This is a genomic window from Okeania sp. SIO2C2, from assembly GCF_010692625.1.
GTDB classification, from domain to species: domain Bacteria; phylum Cyanobacteriota; class Cyanobacteriia; order Cyanobacteriales; family Microcoleaceae; genus Okeania; species Okeania hirsuta.
This window is the reverse complement of record NZ_JAAHGM010000011.1, coordinates 20,793-40,338: the sequence shown is the minus strand read 5'-3', so window position 1 is coordinate 40,338 and position 19,546 is coordinate 20,793. Positions and strand designations below refer to the sequence as shown.

Below are 19,546 nucleotides of genomic sequence, written 5' to 3'. Positions count from 1 at the left end.
AAACTTTTGAGCTAATTGACAATTTGATACATAGTGCTCAAAAATTACCATGTTCTACTTATTATTTTAATTAGCTGAATTGCTAAAGACTAAATATGATGAAAATAGACCAAAAATTTCCTTTTCCTACTGATGTAGAAACAGCGATCGCTCTACAACAAAAACTCCGTCATCAAGTAATAACTGAAGACCAATTTGGAACTATTAAATGTGTAGCTGGTATTGATGTTGGTTATAGTGATTCAGATAAGATTACTCAAGCAGCAGTAGCAGTTTTAAGTTTTCCACAATTAGAATTATTAGAACAGTCTATAGTTAAACGTTCTACTTCTTTTTCTTATGTTCCTGGATTATTATCTTTTCGAGAGATACCTGCTATTTTAGATGCTTTAGAAAAGCTAAATATTACTCCTGAATTATTGCTTTGTGATGGTCAAGGATTAATTCATCCCCGTCGATTTGGTATAGCTTGTCATTTGGGAATTTTAGTTAATATTCCTAGTATTGGTGTAGCTAAATCTCACTATATTGGTAAACATGATTCTGTTGGTTTAGAAAAAGGTAATTGGCAACCAATAATAGATGAAGAGGAAGTTATTGGTGCAGTGGTGAGAACTCGTGCTGGAGTTAAGCCAATTTATGTTTCAACTGGTCATAGAATTAGCTTAACAACTGCCATAAATTATGTGTTGAAATGTACTACTAAATATCGGTTGCCTGAAACAACTCGTTGGGCAGATAAATTAGCTTCTAACTAAGAAGGAAGAAGGAAGAAGGAAGAGAGAAGAAGTAATATTATGTCTGGTTAAATACTTATAAATAACTACGGAGGAGTCAGGAGTCAGGAGGACCGAGTCAGGAGAGAAAAAGAGGGAAGAAGGAAGAAGAAAATAACCCAAAAAATTGTACAGTAAATTCTAGATTAATGTTGTATAGTTAACGGGGTAAATATTTTTTGCTTGTTCCCTATCCTGCTCTTCATCTTACCTGCTTCCTATTGCCTGTTCCTTATTCGCTATTCTCTAATTATTAACAATAAATTCCAGATTAATGTGGTACAGTTAACTGGATAAATATTTTTTGCTTGTTCCCTATATTAATTCCTTATCTTCCCTAATCCCTACTCCCTACTCCCTATTCCCTATTCCTACAATTTTTCAATCCTTAAATATTTAAAAATCTACTGTGGAAGTAAAATATGCTCTTGTTCACGAATGGTTAACACCCAAAGCAACTGGTGGTTCAGAATTGGTTGTTAAGGAAATTCTCCAGCATATTAATGCTGATTTATATGCTTTAATTGATTTTGAGTCAAGCAATCCTGAAAGTTATCTTTATCAACGAAAAATTGGCAAAACATTTTTACAAAATTTGCCTTTAGCTCGTAACGGAGTACAAAAATATTTACCTCTATTACCAATAGCAATTGAACAATTAGACTTGCGAGAATATGATGTAATTTTATCTTCTTCTCATGCAGTTGCTAAAGCTGTTATTACTACACCTTATCAACTCCATATTTGTTATTGTCATACTCCCATGCGTTATGCTTGGGATTTAACTTTTGATTATCTAAATAGTAGTAAAGTTGGCAAGGGTTTACCTGGTATTTTCACTAGATATCTTTTACATAGACTCCGAGAATGGGATGTAATTTCTGCTAACCGAGTAGACTATTTTATTGCTAATTCTCAACATACCGCCCGCAGAATATGGCGTTGTTATCGACGTGAAGCAGAGGTAATTTATCCGCCTGTAGATGTGGAAAAATTTCCTTTTAAATCTCAGAAACAAGATTTTTATGTGACCGTTTGTAGATTAGTTAGTTATAAGAAAATATCTTTAATTGTCAGAGCATTTAATCAGTTAGGACGAGAATTAATAGTTATTGGTAGTGGTGAAGAATTAAATAAATTACGTCATCTTGCTAAACCTAATGTGAAAATTATGGGTTGGCAACCTGAAGAAGTAGTTACCCAATATATGTCAGAAGCAAAAGGTTTTATTTATGCTGCTTGTGAAGATTTTGGGATGGCTTTAGTAGAGGCACAAGCTTGTGGTACGCCAGTTATTGCTTATGGTGTTGGTGGAGCGACAGAAACAGTTTTAGATATGAGAAAATATCCAGATTCGGCAACTGGTTTATTGTTTGCTGAACAAACAGAAAAAGCTTTGGTTGAGGCGGTGGAAAAATTTGAAAATTCTCGAGAATATTTTCAGCCAGAAATCATCAGAAAGCACGCTTATAAATTTTCTAAAACAGTGTTTCAAAAGCATTATTTAAGTTTCCTGGAAAAGTGTTACGAGGGAAAAGGTAATGGTTCAATAATTGATAATTGATAATGGATAATTGATAATTACCTCTCCCCAAAAGAAACTATCCCTTACAAGGAACTCCTGAAAACCTTGTGTGGAGCAGGGGAGTAGGGAGCAGGGGAGAAAGGAGAAAGAATCATAGTAGATAGGAAAAACTACTTAAGTTATCAAAAAAAATCTACTTTTTAATACACTTTTTCTCTGGCAAAAATCTTTGAAAGGCTAGTACATAACTTGTCTATAATGTCTACGTTTTATGTTAAGAAAGATGTTTATAAAGCATAGCTAAAAGGAAGAGGATTGAATAAAAGGAAAAAAATTATTTTTTTTCCCTTGAAATGGAAAAATTTGGCTTCAGCAAAATGCAACTGAGAGTGATGTAGGTCAATAATTAATAGAAATTGGCGTTGATAAAGAGGATATTGTACTAGGGTTACATCCACCTTATAAGAGTCCTTATACAGGTTATGGTGTTGCTTAATCAGTTATCAGTTATCAGTTATCAGTCAGTACAGTTTGGTTTTGGTAATATTTTAGTAAGCAGTCAGCAGTCAGCTATCAGCTATTACTTCATTGTCTTTTAAGTAGGAATTAGTATTGATATATTTCAAGAGAATTAATCAGTTATCAGTTATTAGTCAGTACAGTTTAGTTTTGATAATATTTTAGTAAGCAGTCAGCAGTCAGCTATCAGCTATTACTTCATTGTCTTTTAAGTAGGAATTAGTATTGATATATTTCAGGATAATTAATCAGTTATTAGTTATCAGTCAGTACAGTTTAGTTTTAGTAATATTGGTGATTGCTAATAGCTGAATACTTACATATTTTATTAACACAAAGTATTGTAAATTTATTAGTTTTTGATAAAATAGAGTACAAAATTGATAATAATTGATTATGAGAACTGTTTTAGATTTAAAACCATTAATTACATTAACAAAAGAAGATTTTTATCAACTTTGTCAAGTTAATCCAGAGGTATCATTAGAACTTAGTCGTAATGGAGAATTGATTATTATGTCGCCTGTAGGTGGAGAAAGTGGTAATCAAGAAGCTAATTTAATTGCTGATGTTATTATTTGGAATCGAAAAACTCAGTTAGGATTTGTATTTAGCTCCTCAACAATATTTAATTTACCTAATGGTGGTAGTCGCTCTCCTGATGTCTCATGGGTAAGACGAGAAAAATGGGAATCTCTAACTCCTAATGAAAGGAAAAAGTTTCCACCTATTTGTCCTGATTTTGTAATTGAATTACGCTCTCCTAGCGATCGCTTAAAACCTCTACAGGAAAAAATGAAAGAATATTTAGATTGTGGTTTGAGATTAGGATGGTTAATTAATCCTCAAGATAGCACTGTAGAAGTTTATCGTCCTCAAAAATCTGTGGAAATATTAACTTTACCTATATCTTTATCTGGAGAGGATGTTTTACCTGGACTTAATTTATTGATTGAATAATCTCTATTCCCTCTTTTCTTTATCTTGTACTGGAACTCCTTTTTCTATTAATTGGTCGGCGATCGCTTCTTCAGTCCCATCATGTTGTACCCAGATTTTTCATCAATAATATCGACATGAATAGCACAACCATAAATTCTGGTATTGTTATTTTTTCATCCTAAATTAACAAGCTGATAATGGTCTCTTTCGCGGTCAAAAACTGTTTGACTTTTGATTGGGTCGTTAGGAGAACGCAACTTAGCCCTTGCTATTAGTAATTCCTGAATTAATTAACGAGATAAATCTAATTTATCCATTGGTTAATTGCCTCCTTTTCAACATCATAAATAATTAATTTAATTTGGTTAAAATGAATTACAGTTTGAATAAATGGATACTTAAAAAAGCGTTTATAGCAGAAGGAAGAAGGAAGAAGGAAGAAGGAAGAAATAAAAATCTAGTTTTGTCTGAGTGTTAAGCTTTTGATATGTCAAATATAGTCATGGCGACTCCTATATAAATTTCTAATGGAATTACTAAATATAATTTTCGTTCTGTCTCTTATTCCTCCAAAGCAATACAAAAATTAATTAATTTTCCAACTGCAGTGTGAAACTCATAAATTGTTGAAGCTGCCAAAAAAGTTTTAATTTAAACAGCAATTTTTTCACCATATTTTGTTGCACTAATTAACTTTTATGCACCTAACTCAATATAAAAATCAACAAATCCTAAATCAATACGATAGGGGTCGTGAGTGATTATCCAACCCTGATTCTCAAGAACAGTTTTAACAAGCTGATGAAAAATATCTTTAGCAGAAATTCCAGGCAGTTTCCTTAAAGTTTAAGTACCTGTGCAAAATTAATTTAACATTTTTTTTTTGAGTTGCGCTGGCGCTTAACCCAACCTACAATATAATAAATTTTTAAATTAATTATCACTATGTCGGTGCAAAATCAAACAAAATTTAATCCACCATCTTTAGAAAAACATTTAAAGAATTACTTTGGTTATGATTCATTTCGCCCTGGGCAAAAACAAATTATTGAAACAGCACTTCAACAAAAAGATATGCTAATTGTTATGCCTACTGGTGGGGGAAAATCTTTATGTTTTCAATTACCAGCATTACTCCAACCAGGCTTAACAATAGTAGTATCTCCTCTCATTTCTTTAATGCAAGACCAAGTAGCAAGTTTACAAGATAATGGTATTGCTGCGACATTTTTAAATAGTACTCTTGGACTAACAGAAACCCGCAAACGAGAAACAGATATTATGCAGGGCAAAATCAAACTTTTATATGTTGCTCCAGAGAGATTATTGTCAGAGAGATTTTTACCATTTTTACAGTTAATTAATGCTCAACAAGGTATCTCTACTTTTGCCATAGATGAAGCTCACTGTGTTTCAGAATGGGGTCACGATTTTCGCCCGGAATATCGACAGTTACAAATGTTACGAGAAAGTTATCCAGATGTGCCGATGATGGCTTTAACTGCTACGGCGACAAAACGAGTCCGGGGAGATATTATTGCTCAATTAAATTTACAACAACCTTATATTCATATTGCTAGTTTTTTCCGTGCAAATTTATATTATGAAGTTCGTCAAAAAAGTAGTGCTAAAAATACTTTTGCTGAAACATTACAGATAATTAGAAAAATTGGTGGTTCTGGAATAGTTTATTGTAATAGTCGCAAAAAAGTTGATGAAATTGCTTATAAATTACGACAAAATCGTGTATCTGCTTTACCTTATCATGCTGGAATGGATGATGAGGAAAGAGCTATTAATCAAACTAAATTTATCCGAGATGATGTAGATGTAATTGTGGCAACTGTGGCTTTTGGCATGGGTATTAATAAGCCAGATGTTAGATTTGTAATTCATTATGATTTGCCGAAAAATATCGAGGGTTATTATCAAGAAACTGGGAGAGCGGGTCGAGATGGGGAACCTGCTAAATGTACTCTATTTTTTAGTTATGGCGATAAGAAAAGTATTGAATATTTAATCGCTCAAAAGCTTGATGAACAGGAACAAAGAATTGCTTATCAACAGTTAAGACGAATTCTTGATTATGCTGATGCTACTGAATGTCGCCACCGAATTTTATTAGGCTATTTTGGTGAAGATTTGCCCGAAAATTGTGGAAATTGTGATAATTGTAAATATCCTAAACCAATAGAAGATTGGACTATTGAAGCAATGAAGTTTTTGTCTTGTGTAGCGAGGACTAAAGAACGGTTTGGTATGAATCATATTATTGATGTTTTAAGAGGTTCTAAAAACCAGAAAGTTTTAGATAAAAAACATGACAAACTTTCTACTTATGGTATTGGTAAAGATAGAAGTGCTGATGAATGGAAACATTTAGCAAAATCTCTCTTACATCAAGGTTTAATGGATGAAACAACTGATGGTTATTCAGTGTTGAAACTTAATCAAAATAGTTGGGAGGTAATGGGGCGAAGAAAAAAGGTAGAAATTGCGATAGAAAAGAAACGTAAAATCGAAAAAACAACTACTTCTTTAGCCGCAGATGAACAACGATTATTTGAAGAATTACGGGCATTGAGGAAACGAATTGCTGATGAAGAAAATGTGCCTCCTTATGTAGTTTTTCAAGATACAACATTACAACAAATGGCACAGAAACGACCTCAAACTTTGGATGAATTTATGAATATTTCTGGAGTAGGTAGTCGGAAACAAGATAAGTATGGAAAAAAGTTTATTCAAGCTATTAGAAATTATTGTGCAGAGAATGGTTTATCTACTAATTCAGAACCTATTCGAGAGCTAGCAAAAGTTGTAGATAATTTTCCTTCTTTTACTCAAATAGAAACATTAGAATTGCATAAACAAGGATTAAGTATTGATGCGATTGCTAATCAAAGAGGAATTAGTTCTGGTACTGTTGCTGGTCATTTAGCCGAATTAATAGAAAAAGAGCAACCAGTAGATATTGATAAATTAGTAACACCCAAACATCAGGAAAAAATTATTGCTGCAATAGAAGAAGTAGGAGATGGAGCATTAAAACCTATTTATGAATATTTACAAGAACGTTATAATTATAATGAAATTAAATTAGTTAGAGCATATTGGCGGAGCGATCGCTTAGATTTTTAGTAATTAATAATCAGGGAGGAGTCAGGAGGGAAAACAGTTATAAAGATTTGGCAATGGTGAAGATAGACAATATTTTTAGGCGTTGGTGAATTAATGTATGATATTAATCTTAATTATTTAGGAGTCAGGAGGACCGAGTCAGGAGTCAGGAGGAAAGAAAGAAAGAAAGAAGAAGAAAGAGTAGTAGAAGGAGAAAGTTTTTTGTTAGCGCTCTTATCGGGACAAGATATCATACCTCTTTTCACCAACGCCTATTTTTATACCTATAGGACTTACGCATGAACGTTATTGGTAGTGGACTGTTTCATCTAAAATGGTGCAATAGAATAGTCAGCTAAAAGTGACTATTGGACTCACAAGCGATCGTTAAAAACAGACAACCAAAAACAGGCGATCGTTAAAAACAGACAACCAAAAACNGAAGATACTTGATGACAAATTGGTTTGGTTAATTCATTTAACCCTGCTTCCAGAAATTTATCTATCCAAGTTGATCAAGTTTTGTAATTACAATTTAATAATTCTGATACTTCTATTCTACTTTTTCCCTCATATAGGTATCTAATTGCTAGTAATCTTTTCCTTAATATCAAATCCATTTAACTGGACATAAAAAAAATCTTCAATCGCCATAACTACGTTTATCTTTGTAATTCTTTCTCCTCCTGAGGAGGTCCGACTGACTCCTGACTCCTCCTAACTTAACCATTCTATGGCTGTTTAACCGGATTTGATATAAATACTGTTTTTGATGTTTGTAGTATAGTTTTGGCCAGAAATCCCAATCCAGTTGGCGAACTGACAAGTCAGCGCAAGCTATCGCTTCACCTAAATGTCCTATTTTTCAGTAATTTATATCATGTCCGGATAATTAGTGATAAAAAAACTTTCTCCTTCTTCATTCTTTCTACCCTCCTGTCTCCTGTCTCCTGTCTCCTGACTCCTTCGTCGTTTATTTATAACTGTTCAACCGGACATGATATTAGTCATCATCAACCCTGAATTAAAATAATGTAGTTTTGATGATGATCAAATAGGTAATCTTTTGGCGGGAAGGGAGTAATATATTTTCAATGCCTGTTGGATTTGTGAAGTAGACGCTGCGACCTTCCCCAACATTAAATTCCTGAAAACTATGAAATAAATTTGCACCTCTAATTACTCCACCTTCTATCTGTTCTTTTAATTGATAGATACTGTTAATAACTGAATTTTCTTTGCCTAATGTTTGATCTGGAATGATTTGAGAATTAACAGATTTTTGAGAAAAAAATATAGCCAGAAATAGAATGGTACTAGAGGTAGTATTTATCCAGTTATCAGAAAAATTTAAGTTCATATTCGCTATCAAAAATAAGAGCAAATAATTAATCAGAAAAAGTTCCAAATGCCACAGGTGAAAATAGATAACAACTAGGATGAATTAACTGTAAACCACCTGAGTTGACAGTAGTTACAGTAGTAGTGAGTATAATAGTACCACTTTCAGTCATGACCCAACCCTGAGCTTGACGAATTTCTGGCAACTTCTCGACTTCTGAGCGATGGTAGACTACAACAGGTTGTTTATCATCTCTCATCACAGCACTTGTATATCCGGATGTTTCTGTTTCCCATTCCACCATTCCTCTTAATACTGTTAATGGTTGAGTTGGATCTGGTGGTAGACCACCTCGACCTGTGATCACAAAGGAACTACCTTCTTTTTGAGCTTGAGTTGGGGCACATATATTGTTGGCCACTAATGATTGAGGGTCTATGACTGTTGCAGATAATCTGATCATTCCTTGAGTGGGGTCTACTTGAGTATTAAGTTCAACCGTACCGTCAATGCCCAAAGTTGAGGTGGCAGTAATTTGACTACTATTATCAAGAAATAGCCCTTGTGCGTTAATAGAAATATTACCACCTCGGCCCTCTACAGCATTGGCACTAATATTACTATTGTCCGAACTAATAATAAATTGTGCATCAATATTAATATCTCCACCTGTGGCAGTCTCTGTAGCGTTGGTAGTAATTGCACTATTATTTTCTAGGTTAATATCTGAACCTTGTATAGTAATGTTGCCCTGGTCTCCAGTTGTCGTTTCTGCACTCAGAGTACCATTATTGAGTTCAATAGATGGAGCATTAATATTGAGGGAACCTGCCACCCCATTGCCAGAACTACTGACGGTAACGATCGCTTGGTCTTCCACTCTTAAATTCGGTGTATTAATATTGATAGACCCAGCATTGCCATTACCAAGGGTGCGAGCAGTAATAGTGCTGGAGTCACCAGAAATTGAATTTACTCCAGATAGAGTAATATTTTCTGTGGCACTGACCGTCAAATTTCCTGCTTTGCCGTCTCCAAAGGTACTAGCGCTGACTTCAGCTCCATCTAGAATTGTCAAGTGTTCTGTTTCTATGAATGCGTTGCCTCCATCTCCACTACCTACTCCCAGAGACAAATTTCTTAAGTCTTCTACACTAGCAAGAATACTGCTAGGAAGTTCACCATTTTCAGCACGACCAACGAGTTCAATTTCTGTTGCTCTTACTTTTAAGTCTCCACTACTACCGACACCAGATGTACCTGCTCTGACTTGAGCACCATTTCTTAAGCTCAAGCGTTCGGTGTCAATAGTTAAATTTCCGCCATTTCCTGTTGCTCCATCAAAGACTGAAGTAAACAAGCTACTAGGGAGTTGACCGCTAAGAATAGTACCACTCATATCAATTTCTGTTGCTCGTACTGTTAAATCTCCACTTTGACCTTGAGCAAATGTTCCAGTACCTATTGACCCTCCATCTTTTAACTGTAGACCTTGGGTATTAATTGCTAAATTTCCACCATTTCCTGTTGCTCCTGGTAAAACAGTTGTCAACAAACCACTAGGAACTTGGCCATTTATACTTTGAATTAGAGATGATATTTCTGGGAATAAATTTTCACTGGTAGCATTACCTGATAGCTCTACTTCCTTTGCATTTACTGCAATACTTCCTCCTTGACCGGAGCTGAAGACTGCTGCTTGAATTATTGCTCCGTCTCGTAGTATTAGACGTTGGGTATCTATTGTTAAGTTGCCACCATCCCCTGTAGATCCTAATGCAACTTGACTATTTATACCGCTGAGAAACTGACCATCTGGTGAAATACCTACTGCTTCTATTTCAGTGGCATTAATTTCTATATTTCCTCCCTTACCTTCACTGGAAGTAGATGCTAAAATTGAGCCTCCATTTGTCAACATTAGATTTTGAGTATTAATTGTTAAATTTCCTCCATCTCCATTTCTAATTATTGCTGCACTCTCATTGCTATCAGCAGTAATGAAACTGTTATTTACCTCAATATCGGTGGCATTAATTTCTATATTTCCACCTTTACCTTCCCCTTCAGTACGAGCGCTAATTGTAGCTCCACCTTCAAGAGTCAGACGGTCTGTTGTAATCAATATTTGACCACCGTCACCACTACCAATACCCGATGGATCTATAGGTGATAAATCTTCAACTGCAGCTTGAATAATGCTAGGTAAGATAAAAAGATCGTTGGCAAAACTACCTTGTAAGTTAATTTCTTTTGCTGTTACAGTTACATCTCCACTATCTCCTACACCAGATGTACCAGCTCTTACTTGTCCTCCGTTTTGTAGAGTTAGAGACTGAGTATCAATAGTAAGATTTCCACCTTTACCTGTGGCACCTAATAAAACTGAAGTAAAAAAGCTACTTGGCAGAAAACCATCTTCAGAAGTACCGCTGACTTCTATTTCCCTTGCCTTAACTGCTAGTTCTCCACTATCTCCGGCACCAAATGTACCAGTTCCTATTTGCGCTCCGTTGCGTAATACTATGCGATCGCTATTAATTGTTAATTTGCCACTATTTCCTGTAGCTTCCGGTATAACTAGAGCTAAAATTGCACTGGGAAATTGACCATTTAGAGATTCTAACAGGAGTTCTTGCTGAGGAACAGTAGTTTCAAATACAATAGTATCAGAGGCTTCTATTTCAGTGGCATTGACAGTTAAATTTCCTCCTTGTCCTGCACCAAAAACGTTAGCTCCCAGTTGTCCTCCATTGAAAAGCTTGAGATTTTGAGTATTAATTGTTATGTCTCCGCCTTTGCCTGTTGCTCCTGGTAATACATCTGTAAATATGCCACTGAGATTTTGACCATCTGCTGATATATCCATAACTTCTATTTCATTGGCGTTTATTGTCAGTTCTCCGCTTGTACCTGTGCCAAATGTAGCTGTACTTATCTGTCCTCCACTTGTGAGTATTAAACGTGGAGCATTAGTTGTAATGGTTGCCCCACTGCCAGTTGCAGCAAATCCTACATCAGCATTCACAAAGCTTTCTGTTACTTCCAATAATTCGGAAGATATCAATGAAATGCTACCTCCTGGTTCACTACCTAAAGTATTAGCGACAATAGTTGAACCTCCTGTGATGCTTACTTGTCTACCTTGAAGTTGAATATCGCCACTACCCTCTCCACTTACATCCACAACAGCACCATTCTTGATTTGTATATTCTTAAAGTTTTCTACTTCTGAATAATTAAGAATATAATTATTGGTGTTTTCTAATCTGACTAAACTGTTATCTCCAACGCTGCCTATTTCTATTCTTCCTTGTTCTGTTGTTAGTTTTCCACTGTCAATAATCACCTCCCTTCCTATTAACCCTAAAGTTTCTCCAGATGGTACTTGTAGACCAATTTCTTCTGCAGTTGATTGACTGACAATATTTCCTTGAGTTTGACTGGCTATTTGATTGAAAAATAGGGCTGAAGGTTTTATTGATAATAAGTTACTATTTTGAAAATTAGTAGCACTAAATAAACCATTTTCTCCCAATCTAATTTCGTCGGCTGTTGTCGCAATAAATGAACCGCTAATATCTAGACTAGAATTAGGTCCGAATAATATACCATTAGGATTCACTAAAAATAAATTGGCTCCTCCTAATACTCCTAATTTTCCTAATATATTGCTGGCATTATTACCTGTTATTCTTGTTAATATATTTTCAATTCCTGCTGGATTTGTGAAGTAAACACTTTGATTTTCTCCAACGTTAAATTCTTGGAAACTATGAAATAAATTTGAACCTCTAATTGCTCCACCTTCTATCTGTTCTTTTAATCTATCTATGGAATTAATAACTGAATTTTCTTTCCCTAGTGTTTGGTCGGGAATTATTTGAGTATTTCCCTGATTTTGGCAAAATAAACTAGATAAAATTAGCCATATTCCTGATGTTGAACTGAGCAAAATTGGTAGAGATTTTAATTTCATAATTATTATTAAACAGGGAATAGGGAATAGGGAATAGGGAATAGGGAATAGGGAACAGGGAACAGTGGTAAAAGCATTTCTGGCGTCTCAGGTTCATCATCAATCTCTGTCAAACGCCAACTCTTTCCTTGCTATATAGAAGTCCTAACCGTATCTCTGCAAAGGTAGGAAGGTAGGGTTTTTTGGCCAATAAGTTAGGATATTTATATTTAATTACATAATTAATAGATATCTCCCACAATCAAAAATCAAATCAATTATTATCCAGAAACTGTCAACTATTCCTCCCTATTCCCTGTTCCCTGTTCCCTGTTCCCTGTTCCCTCTAACAGATAACAACCTGGGTGAATTAATTGTAAACTACCTGTATTTACAGTGGGGGAAGTAGCTGTCAGGATAATATTACCCGATGTATTCATAACCCAACCCTGAGCTTGAAGAATTTCTGGTAATTTTTTACTCTGTTGTCTCTGGTAAACTAATACAGTTTGTTGCTTTATCTCTGATGATGTAGTTTTTTTCGCGCCAGTTTCCCAATCTACTACCCCTCTCAATACTGTTAAAGGTTGAGTAGGATTTGGTGGTAGACCCCCTCGACCTGTAATGACAAAGCTACTGCCTGCTATTCGATTTTGATTTGGCAAACACAGATTTTGTGCTACCATAGACTCCGCATCCACAACTTCAGGAGATAATGTCACCACCCCTTGAGTGGGGTCCACTTGAGTGTTGACATCAATTGTGCCATCAATTCCTAATGCTGAACTAGCAGTCAAACTGCTGCTGTTGTCAAAAAATAATCCCTCAGCTGTAATATTAATATTACCACCTTGCCCTTCAACAGCATTAGCATTAATTTGGCTACCATCTCTAGCGATAATAAATTTAGTATCAATAGTAATATTACCTCCCGTAGCATCCTCCTCAGCACGGGTAGTAATCGAACTTTTGTTTTCTAAACGGATATTTGAGGAGTTGATCGTAATATTACCTTGGTCTCCAGCATTAGTTTCTGCTGCCAGAGTACCATTGTTCAATTCAATTGATGGAGCATTAACATTCAGTGAACCTGCTACACCTTCGCCGGAACTACTAACAGTAACTATTCCGCGGTCTTCCACTCTGAGTAGGGGTGTATTGAGTGTAACTGAACCCGCATCACCTTCGTCTGTGGCACGGGAGGCGATCGCGCTTTCTGGACTACTGCCGATTTCTATTTCTCTATCAGTTATCATCATTCCCAATTCTTCTCTTTCATTAACATTGGGATCTATACCTGATATCAAGACACGATCGCTGGCACTTACTTCTATTGTACCTGCATTGCCACTGCCAAAACTAGAGGTAATAACTTGGCCGCCTGCCGTGAGATTTAAGGTGTTGATATTCAGAGAAATATTACCTCCGTCAAAATCACTGTTACTTCTTGCCGTAATTAATGCTCCATTATCAATATTCAGGATAGGAGTAGTAATTTCTATACTACCGCCCTCTCCAGTTGCACCTGACTCTGTACTAGCAGTAATAGCACTAGAATCACCAGAAATGGAACTAAACCCAGAGACAGTAATGTTATTATTGGCTCGAATAGCAATGCTTCCTGCTGTTCCATCTGCCTCAGTTACAGCGTCAACTATCCCTCCATCCCGGATGATTAAACTATCAGTTTCAATAGATATGTTGCCACCGTTACCACTACTTCTAGATCCATCTAATTCTTGCACACTAGCAGATATAGTGCTAGGAAAAATACCATCTTCAGAACGGCCAGTTACTTCTATTTCCTTAGCCTTAATATTAAGTTCTCCAGCATCACCTGCACCAATAGTAAAAACGCCTACTAATGCTCCATCCTGTATACTTAAGCTCTGAGTTTCAACGGTGAGGTCACCTCCATCCCCAGTTGATTCTGCTTGAACTGAGGCAAATAATCCGCTACTGAACTCATCCTCTACACCAATAAGTTCAATTTCTTTTGCTCGCACTATTAAGCTTCCTGTCTGACCTTCTTCAAAGGTAGATGTAGCTATTTGAGATCCATCTTTTAAGCTAAGACTTTGAGTCTCAATGGTTAAAGTTCCTCCTTTTCCTGTTGCTACTATTCCTTCTACCTCTGATGCTTGAACACCACTAGCTATCAAATTGGTCAATACAAAACCTTCTTCATCTACTCGGAAACCTCTAGCTTCAATCTCCATTACTCTAACTGTTAAGTTTCCAGCATTACCTTCACCAAAAGTTTCTGCTGCAATTAGTGAACCATCCCTCAGAATCAAACGCTGAGTTTCAATATCAATGTTACCTCCATTTGCTGTAGCTTCTTCCCTGACATCACTAAGAATATCACTACTAACTACTTCCACTACTTGCGAAGCAGTAATTTCTATATTTCCTCCTAACTGCGATCCATTTGTACTTCCTACAATCAAAGACTCTCCTGTAACAGTAATACGTCTCCCTTGAATTGAAATATCACCACCACCCTCATTTCCTTGAGTATCAATAAAAGCAGAAGCTATATTGACATCTTGAAAATTATCAACCTCTGAATAATCCAAATCATAACCTTTGTTTGTTGAATTTAACCTGACAACAGAGTTATTCCCTATACTCCCTAACTCTACCCTTCCTTGTGGGACTGTGATTATCCCCCCATCTATTTCTACATCTCCTCCTACCAAAGCTAGAGTTTGCTCCCCTGGCAATTCTAAACCCATTTCTTCCTGTGTTGATTGATTAATATGTGTCGATTGATTAATAATTGCTCCTCTAGCTTGAGTCTCCAGTTGATTTGAGAATAAGGCTGAGGGTTCTACTGATAATAAATTACTTGTATGAGGTGCTGTGGCACTGAAGAGTCCATTTTGTCCCAGTCTAATTTCGTTAGCAGTTGTGGCAATAAATGAACCCCGAATATCTAAACTGGCATTAGGCCCAAAGAAAATACCTTGGGGATTCACTAAAAATAAATTTGCCCCGCCATCTACTCCCAATTTGCCTAAAATACTACTGGGGTTGTTACCTGTAATTCTAGTCAGAATATTTTCTATGCCGTTAGGGTTGATAAAATAAACGCTTCTACCTTCTCTGATATTAAATTCTTGAAAACTATGGAATAAATTTGAGCCACGAATAGCTCCTCCTTCAATTTGGTCTTTCAGTTCATCAATGGAATTGACAACAGAACTTTCTTCACCAAGGGTTTTATCTGGAACTATCTGAGCATTTGCTTGAGTTTTCCAGTTACTGAAAAAATTCCATAAGAAAAAAGTTAGTGATACTACGAAGAGGGACGAATGGGATTTCACAACTAATTACCAATTTAATTAAGATTTATTATTTTGTAGACAAAACCTATAGTATCTAATACTATCTAAAATTTCAGTAGGTTGAGTAAAGCGCAGCACAACCCAAAAACAATATGTCCAATTTCTGATAGCTTCGTACCATTTCTGAAGAAAAATACTATCAGGACTTACCCATGAGGTAGGAAAAACTAGGATTTGAGATTGCTATCCGTTCCGGACTCCTGCGCAAACCCTCTCGGTCGCAATGACAAAAATACGTTGCAGGTGTGTAATATCATGTCCGGATAATTAACGATAGAACTCCGTTCCGCTGACGCGATCAAAAAATTTTTGTTTGTATAGCAATGAGCGCTGGTATATTTACAAATTGCAGGAGGGGCCAAATAGCTAAAAGTCTTATATGATTCCTACGGAATGCTTGCGCAAACGGCAATTTCTTCCCCCTGTTGCCTGTTGCCTGTTGCCTGTTGCCTGCGCACAGCGCTATAGTTATACTTTAGCCCATGAAGTATCTACAGGACTTACCCATGAGGTATGAAAAACTAGGATTTGAGATTGCTTCTCTATCAGTCCGGTCGCCATGACGAAAATACGTTGCAGGTGTGTAAGTCCTAATCTATCTTCTTGCTAAAACCCAACTACGAGAGCTTCTAACTTATAACTATTCAACTGGACATGATATAAGTCCTAGCTATATTTGATTACCATCTCCCTACCTGCCCATCTCCCTTATTACTCAAGAAGATGATATACAGCAAACGTTTTGAGATTTGGTATTAGATTTAGCGATCGCAACCTCAATTAATAAATAGTTGTCCTTTCAAATTTTTTTCCAGCAAGAGCGATTAAAAAAGAGGGATATATATTGTTGTAAAATATTTATCTGTTCCGGATAGATTGCATATAGTATCGTAGTTATAGATAAGTTCAATTAATTTTGGATGGCCAATATTTACCCACTTACATACAGATTGTCAGTACCTAGTTAATATTACTAAGAATATGAATTTTTTTTTAATACTCACTAGATCAGGGGTTCAACCCATTATTGGTGGGATACGATAGAGGTAAGGGTAAATTATAAGTTAAAATATAAGATATGATATGTAGTTAAATTCTATCTAAGTTAGTATACAACAGTATACCAACCTAGATTAAGTTAAAAGAGTTACTTAGGAGAAGGACAATGACATATAAACAACAAAAACCAAACCCAAAACGAGAAAGTACATCGAAAAAGCCTACTGTTGACAAGCAGCCAAAATTGGAAAAGCTAACTGACAAGGATTTAGATTCTGTAGCTGGTGGTCGTAGTCGTAGTCGTCGTGGTCGTTAATTAATGTAGTGGCTACGATACCTGTGTGTGGTAATTAAGTAATGACAGTAGTAGTGCTATTGATTACAGACATTTACTCTTAACTTTAGGTATACCACCAAGAATAAAAAATTGACATACCATCTTCTTCTACCTAAAAAAATATTATCTTTTTAAAGATAGCGATTACTAACTAGAAGATCTAGACCTAATGTAATCAGCTATCTTTTGATAATTTCATAGTTTAACAGTAACTACTACAGCTAGAGTTGAAAATTTTCCTCTAGCCTGTTTTATGTGTGGTGACTCAAATTATAGCTCTACTTTTGTCAATTTTGCTTGTCATTCTTGAAACCAACCTAATCCTGACTTACACTCTCCCAGTTTAACACTAAATTCTATCGCTGTAAAGAAGATTGATATAAACTATCAAGTTGTTCTAAAACAGATTGGGGCTTAAAAGTAAAACGGATGTAAAAAGTCTTTGATGCTTCTTCTACTCTTAATACTTTTCCATAAATATGCTCGCTCATAAACGATTTATTGCTAGGATTTAATAAATTAAGTTGGATATTACTATGAATTAATGGTAGTGAATCTTCTGAAGCATATCTGTTAATTTCTATCTCTGATCCTCTTTGAGAAAGCTTAACTAATTTTCCCTTAAACACAGTATTACTAATATGTTTGCCTTCTACAATTAAATAAAAGATAGGAATTGGTTGTTCTATCGGTAATAGAATTTCCTCTTCTTTCGGCAAAAATAGATTATATTTACCACTAATTCCTCCCACTTCATAAATATTAATTGGATTACTAATACCTTTAGGCTTAATTTCCTTCGTACTATCTATCCTTAATTGTGAGGTACCGACCGCTGCCCTAGTAGCATTAGAAATCAGAATTTGATTTCCAGTGGCATAGCTTTCTATGCGAAAAGCCAAATTAACTTCCCAACCAATAGCAGTATATTCAGTATGTTCTTCAGAGCCAATATTTCCGACTACAGCATCCCCTGTATGAATACCAATGCCCATTTCTAAAGTTGGCCACCCTAGAGCTTTGATTTTTTGATTAATAGATTTCATTTCTAACTGCATTGCCAATGCACAGGCCACAGCTCTCTGTGCATCATCTTCCCTAACTATGGGAGCGCCGAATAAAACCATTATTCCATCGCCAAGTAGCTTGTCAATACTACCACCATATTGAGTAATGATTTTTAATATATCTTTGAGATAAATATTAATAATTTCTACAACACTTTCTGGGGATAGTTGCTCAGAAAAGGCCGTAAACCCTCTTAAATCAGAAGTTAATACAGTTATACATTGCCTCTTACCTCCTATTTTTAAACCCTCTTTACTTTCCAATAAATTCTTGACTATTTCATTGGAGTGATAACGAGCAAAAGTTTTTCTAATCAGACTAGCAGTGCCAGCAACATAACCTGTAATGGCAAATGAAGAAACTACTATTGCTAATAAAGGAGGCACTACAGGAAGCCACCATCCCCAAAGAAACATAATATAAGTGCTAAGAAAAATGATTCCAGCTTCTAGGATTAGGTTCTTCAATAAAGTTAGTGACAAGAATTTTTTTGTTTGATTTCGCCACTGCCATGTAACTGTGGTTCCAACTCCAGACCAGATAAAAATCCATAACCATTCCTGGGGTTCAGACCAAGTTTTGATTAAGGAACGTTCATTTAGGGCGGCACTAATAATTTGACTAATAAAATTTGCTTGTAGTTCTACTCCTGCCATTGGTATTGGTGGAGCTAACAAATGACTACTGTAGGGTGTATAGAATAGATCGTTGAAGCTTTCTCCTACTGCTCCAATCAAAATTATGCGATCGCGTCCCCAGTCTGGAGGGACTTGTCCATCAAGTAGATCTGTCAGAGAAACAGTTTCAAAATGACCGCTCGGCCCTCTATAGTTAATTAATAATTGATACCCACGAGCATCGGTTCTGACATAACCACCTTCATTTTTTTGAAAAGGAGGGAATACCTGATTTCCTACGCGCCAGTGATCGGTCCCCTCTACTGTATCTGCTTTAATATTTTCCTTTTCTAAATAAAGTAATGCTAAATGCAGGCTAAAACTATAAATAATTTCCCCATCTTGATTATCTAAATAAAATAAGCCTCGCCGAGATCTATTATCTGCATCGATAGGCGTATCATTTGCTCCTACTTGTCCTTTTTCTTGTAAAGCAGATGGTGGTGCTACTCCTTCTCCTCTATCATCCTCTACTACTTTTTGGATGCCAATTAGATTAGGAGTGTTTTGAAATACTTTAACTAATTCTTGATAACCAGGGGGTACAGGTAAATTTCGGTAAATATCTAAACCAATAGCTCTGGGTTCCATTGCTTTGAGTTTTTTGAGCAACTTGGCAAGAGTTGAATCAGGAATTATTCCCTGACCTACTCTGCTTATATCCGCTTCATCAATACCAACAATTACGATACGTTTGTCCCTTGGAGGTAAAGGTCTATTTCTCATATAGAAGTCGTATGTACCCCACTCCCATAGCTGTAATATTCCAGTTAGGCGTAGTAATATTACCAATATAGTTACGCAGGGAGTAGTTATCCACACCCCGCGCCACTGCCAAATTAATGATGTAGCTGTTGATCCACGAGAATCATAATGAGATTTCACTAATGGTTTCTCAATATGTTTAACTTTTAGGTAATCTAACAATTTATA

The 19,546-nt window shown here is 35.8% G+C and carries 15 protein-coding genes and 1 pseudogene; 7 read left to right on the top strand and 9 right to left on the bottom strand.

Translation table 11 applies throughout. The annotated features are described in order from the left end of the window. Positions 1–95: 95 nt before the first annotated feature. The 4 genes and pseudogenes from nfi (at position 96) to F6K18_RS10995 (ending at position 3,780) form a co-directional block, all read left to right on the top strand. Positions 96–758, top strand: coding sequence for a deoxyribonuclease V (nfi, locus tag F6K18_RS11010; protein WP_353735055.1), 663 nt, complete (start codon positions 96–98; stop codon positions 756–758). 427 nt (positions 759–1,185) lie between these two features. Further along, positions 1,186–2,340, top strand: coding sequence for a glycosyltransferase (locus F6K18_RS11005; protein ID WP_287520814.1), 1,155 nt, complete (start codon positions 1,186–1,188; stop codon positions 2,338–2,340). Between the two features lie 313 nt (positions 2,341–2,653). Continuing rightward, positions 2,654–2,797, top strand: a pseudogene (locus tag F6K18_RS37285) (element excision factor XisI family protein); the annotation flags it as partial. 419 nt (positions 2,798–3,216) lie between these two features. Further along, positions 3,217–3,780 carry a Uma2 family endonuclease gene (locus F6K18_RS10995; protein ID WP_287520812.1) on the top strand — a complete coding sequence of 188 codons (564 nt, stop codon included), beginning with the start codon at positions 3,217–3,219 and terminating at the stop codon, positions 3,778–3,780. Positions 3,781–3,783: 3 nt separating this feature from the next. Here F6K18_RS10995 and F6K18_RS10990 read toward each other — a convergent pair whose 3' ends face one another. From F6K18_RS10990 to F6K18_RS10975, 4 genes are all read right to left on the bottom strand, one after another. Further along, on the bottom strand, positions 3,784–3,843 hold the full coding sequence (locus tag F6K18_RS10990; RefSeq protein WP_287521268.1) for a hypothetical protein: 60 nt from the start codon (positions 3,841–3,843) through the stop codon (positions 3,784–3,786). A gap of 92 nt (positions 3,844–3,935) precedes the next feature. Continuing rightward, positions 3,936–4,019 carry a hypothetical protein gene (locus tag F6K18_RS10985; protein ID WP_287521266.1) on the bottom strand — a complete coding sequence of 28 codons (84 nt, stop codon included), beginning with the start codon at positions 4,017–4,019 and terminating at the stop codon, positions 3,936–3,938. Positions 4,020–4,066: 47 nt separating this feature from the next. Continuing rightward, positions 4,067–4,150 carry a hypothetical protein gene (locus tag F6K18_RS10980; protein ID WP_287521264.1) on the bottom strand — a complete coding sequence of 28 codons (84 nt, stop codon included), beginning with the start codon at positions 4,148–4,150 and terminating at the stop codon, positions 4,067–4,069. Between the two features lie 308 nt (positions 4,151–4,458). Further along, positions 4,459–4,527, bottom strand: a complete 69-nt coding sequence (locus tag F6K18_RS10975; protein WP_287521263.1) for a hypothetical protein — start codon at positions 4,525–4,527, stop codon at positions 4,459–4,461. 180 nt (positions 4,528–4,707) lie between these two features. On the opposite strand from F6K18_RS10975, the gene recQ reads away from it, so the two are divergent. Together recQ and F6K18_RS10965 are read left to right on the top strand one after the other, a co-directional pair. Beyond that, positions 4,708–6,903: a DNA helicase RecQ gene (recQ, locus tag F6K18_RS10970; protein WP_287520811.1), complete on the top strand. Its 2,196-nt coding sequence runs from the start codon at positions 4,708–4,710 to the stop codon at positions 6,901–6,903. A gap of 93 nt (positions 6,904–6,996) precedes the next feature. Then, positions 6,997–7,185: a hypothetical protein gene (locus tag F6K18_RS10965; protein WP_287520809.1), complete on the top strand. Its 189-nt coding sequence runs from the start codon at positions 6,997–6,999 to the stop codon at positions 7,183–7,185. A 340-nt stretch (positions 7,186–7,525) separates the two neighbouring features. On the opposite strand, the gene F6K18_RS10960 is transcribed toward F6K18_RS10965, so the two are convergent. From F6K18_RS10960 to F6K18_RS10945, 4 genes are all read right to left on the bottom strand, one after another. Continuing rightward, positions 7,526–7,708 carry a hypothetical protein gene (locus tag F6K18_RS10960; protein WP_287520807.1) on the bottom strand — a complete coding sequence of 61 codons (183 nt, stop codon included), beginning with the start codon at positions 7,706–7,708 and terminating at the stop codon, positions 7,526–7,528. 198 nt (positions 7,709–7,906) lie between these two features. Then, positions 7,907–8,242, bottom strand: coding sequence for a hypothetical protein (locus tag F6K18_RS10955; RefSeq protein WP_287520806.1), 336 nt, complete (start codon positions 8,240–8,242; stop codon positions 7,907–7,909). A gap of 28 nt (positions 8,243–8,270) precedes the next feature. After that, the gene (locus F6K18_RS10950) at positions 8,271–12,203 is read right to left on the bottom strand and encodes a filamentous hemagglutinin N-terminal domain-containing protein (protein WP_287520804.1); all 3,933 of its coding nucleotides are present in this window, start codon (positions 12,201–12,203) and stop codon (positions 8,271–8,273) included. Positions 12,204–12,481: 278 nt separating this feature from the next. Beyond that, positions 12,482–15,511, bottom strand: coding sequence for an S-layer family protein (locus F6K18_RS10945; protein ID WP_287520802.1), 3,030 nt, complete (start codon positions 15,509–15,511; stop codon positions 12,482–12,484). 1,186 nt (positions 15,512–16,697) lie between these two features. Here F6K18_RS10945 and F6K18_RS10940 point away from each other — a divergent pair. Further along, the gene (locus F6K18_RS10940) at positions 16,698–16,847 is read left to right on the top strand and encodes a hypothetical protein (RefSeq protein ID WP_287520800.1); all 150 of its coding nucleotides are present in this window, start codon (positions 16,698–16,700) and stop codon (positions 16,845–16,847) included. Positions 16,848–17,224: 377 nt separating this feature from the next. On the opposite strand, the gene F6K18_RS10935 is transcribed toward F6K18_RS10940, so the two are convergent. Further along, positions 17,225–19,540 (bottom strand): adenylate/guanylate cyclase domain-containing protein, encoded by a 2,316-nt coding sequence (locus F6K18_RS10935; RefSeq protein WP_287520799.1) that lies wholly within the window; start codon positions 19,538–19,540, stop codon positions 17,225–17,227. Between the last annotated feature and the right edge of the window lie 6 nt (positions 19,541–19,546).

Bases quoted from the DNA above. Each gene is read 5' to 3' on its own strand.
- nfi (WP_353735055.1), top strand. From the start codon at position 96: ATGATGAAAATAGACCAAAAATTTCCTTTTCCTACTGATGTAGAAACA.
- F6K18_RS10995 (WP_287520812.1), top strand. From the start codon at position 3,217: ATGAGAACTGTTTTAGATTTAAAACCATTAATTACATTAACAAAAGAA.
- recQ (WP_287520811.1), top strand. From the start codon at position 4,708: ATGTCGGTGCAAAATCAAACAAAATTTAATCCACCATCTTTAGAAAAA.
- F6K18_RS10965 (WP_287520809.1), top strand. From the start codon at position 6,997: ATGTATGATATTAATCTTAATTATTTAGGAGTCAGGAGGACCGAGTCA.
- F6K18_RS10955 (WP_287520806.1), bottom strand. From the start codon at position 8,242: ATGAACTTAAATTTTTCTGATAACTGGATAAATACTACCTCTAGTACC.
- F6K18_RS10950 (WP_287520804.1), bottom strand. From the start codon at position 12,203: ATGAAATTAAAATCTCTACCAATTTTGCTCAGTTCAACATCAGGAATA.
- F6K18_RS10940 (WP_287520800.1), top strand. From the start codon at position 16,698: ATGACATATAAACAACAAAAACCAAACCCAAAACGAGAAAGTACATCG.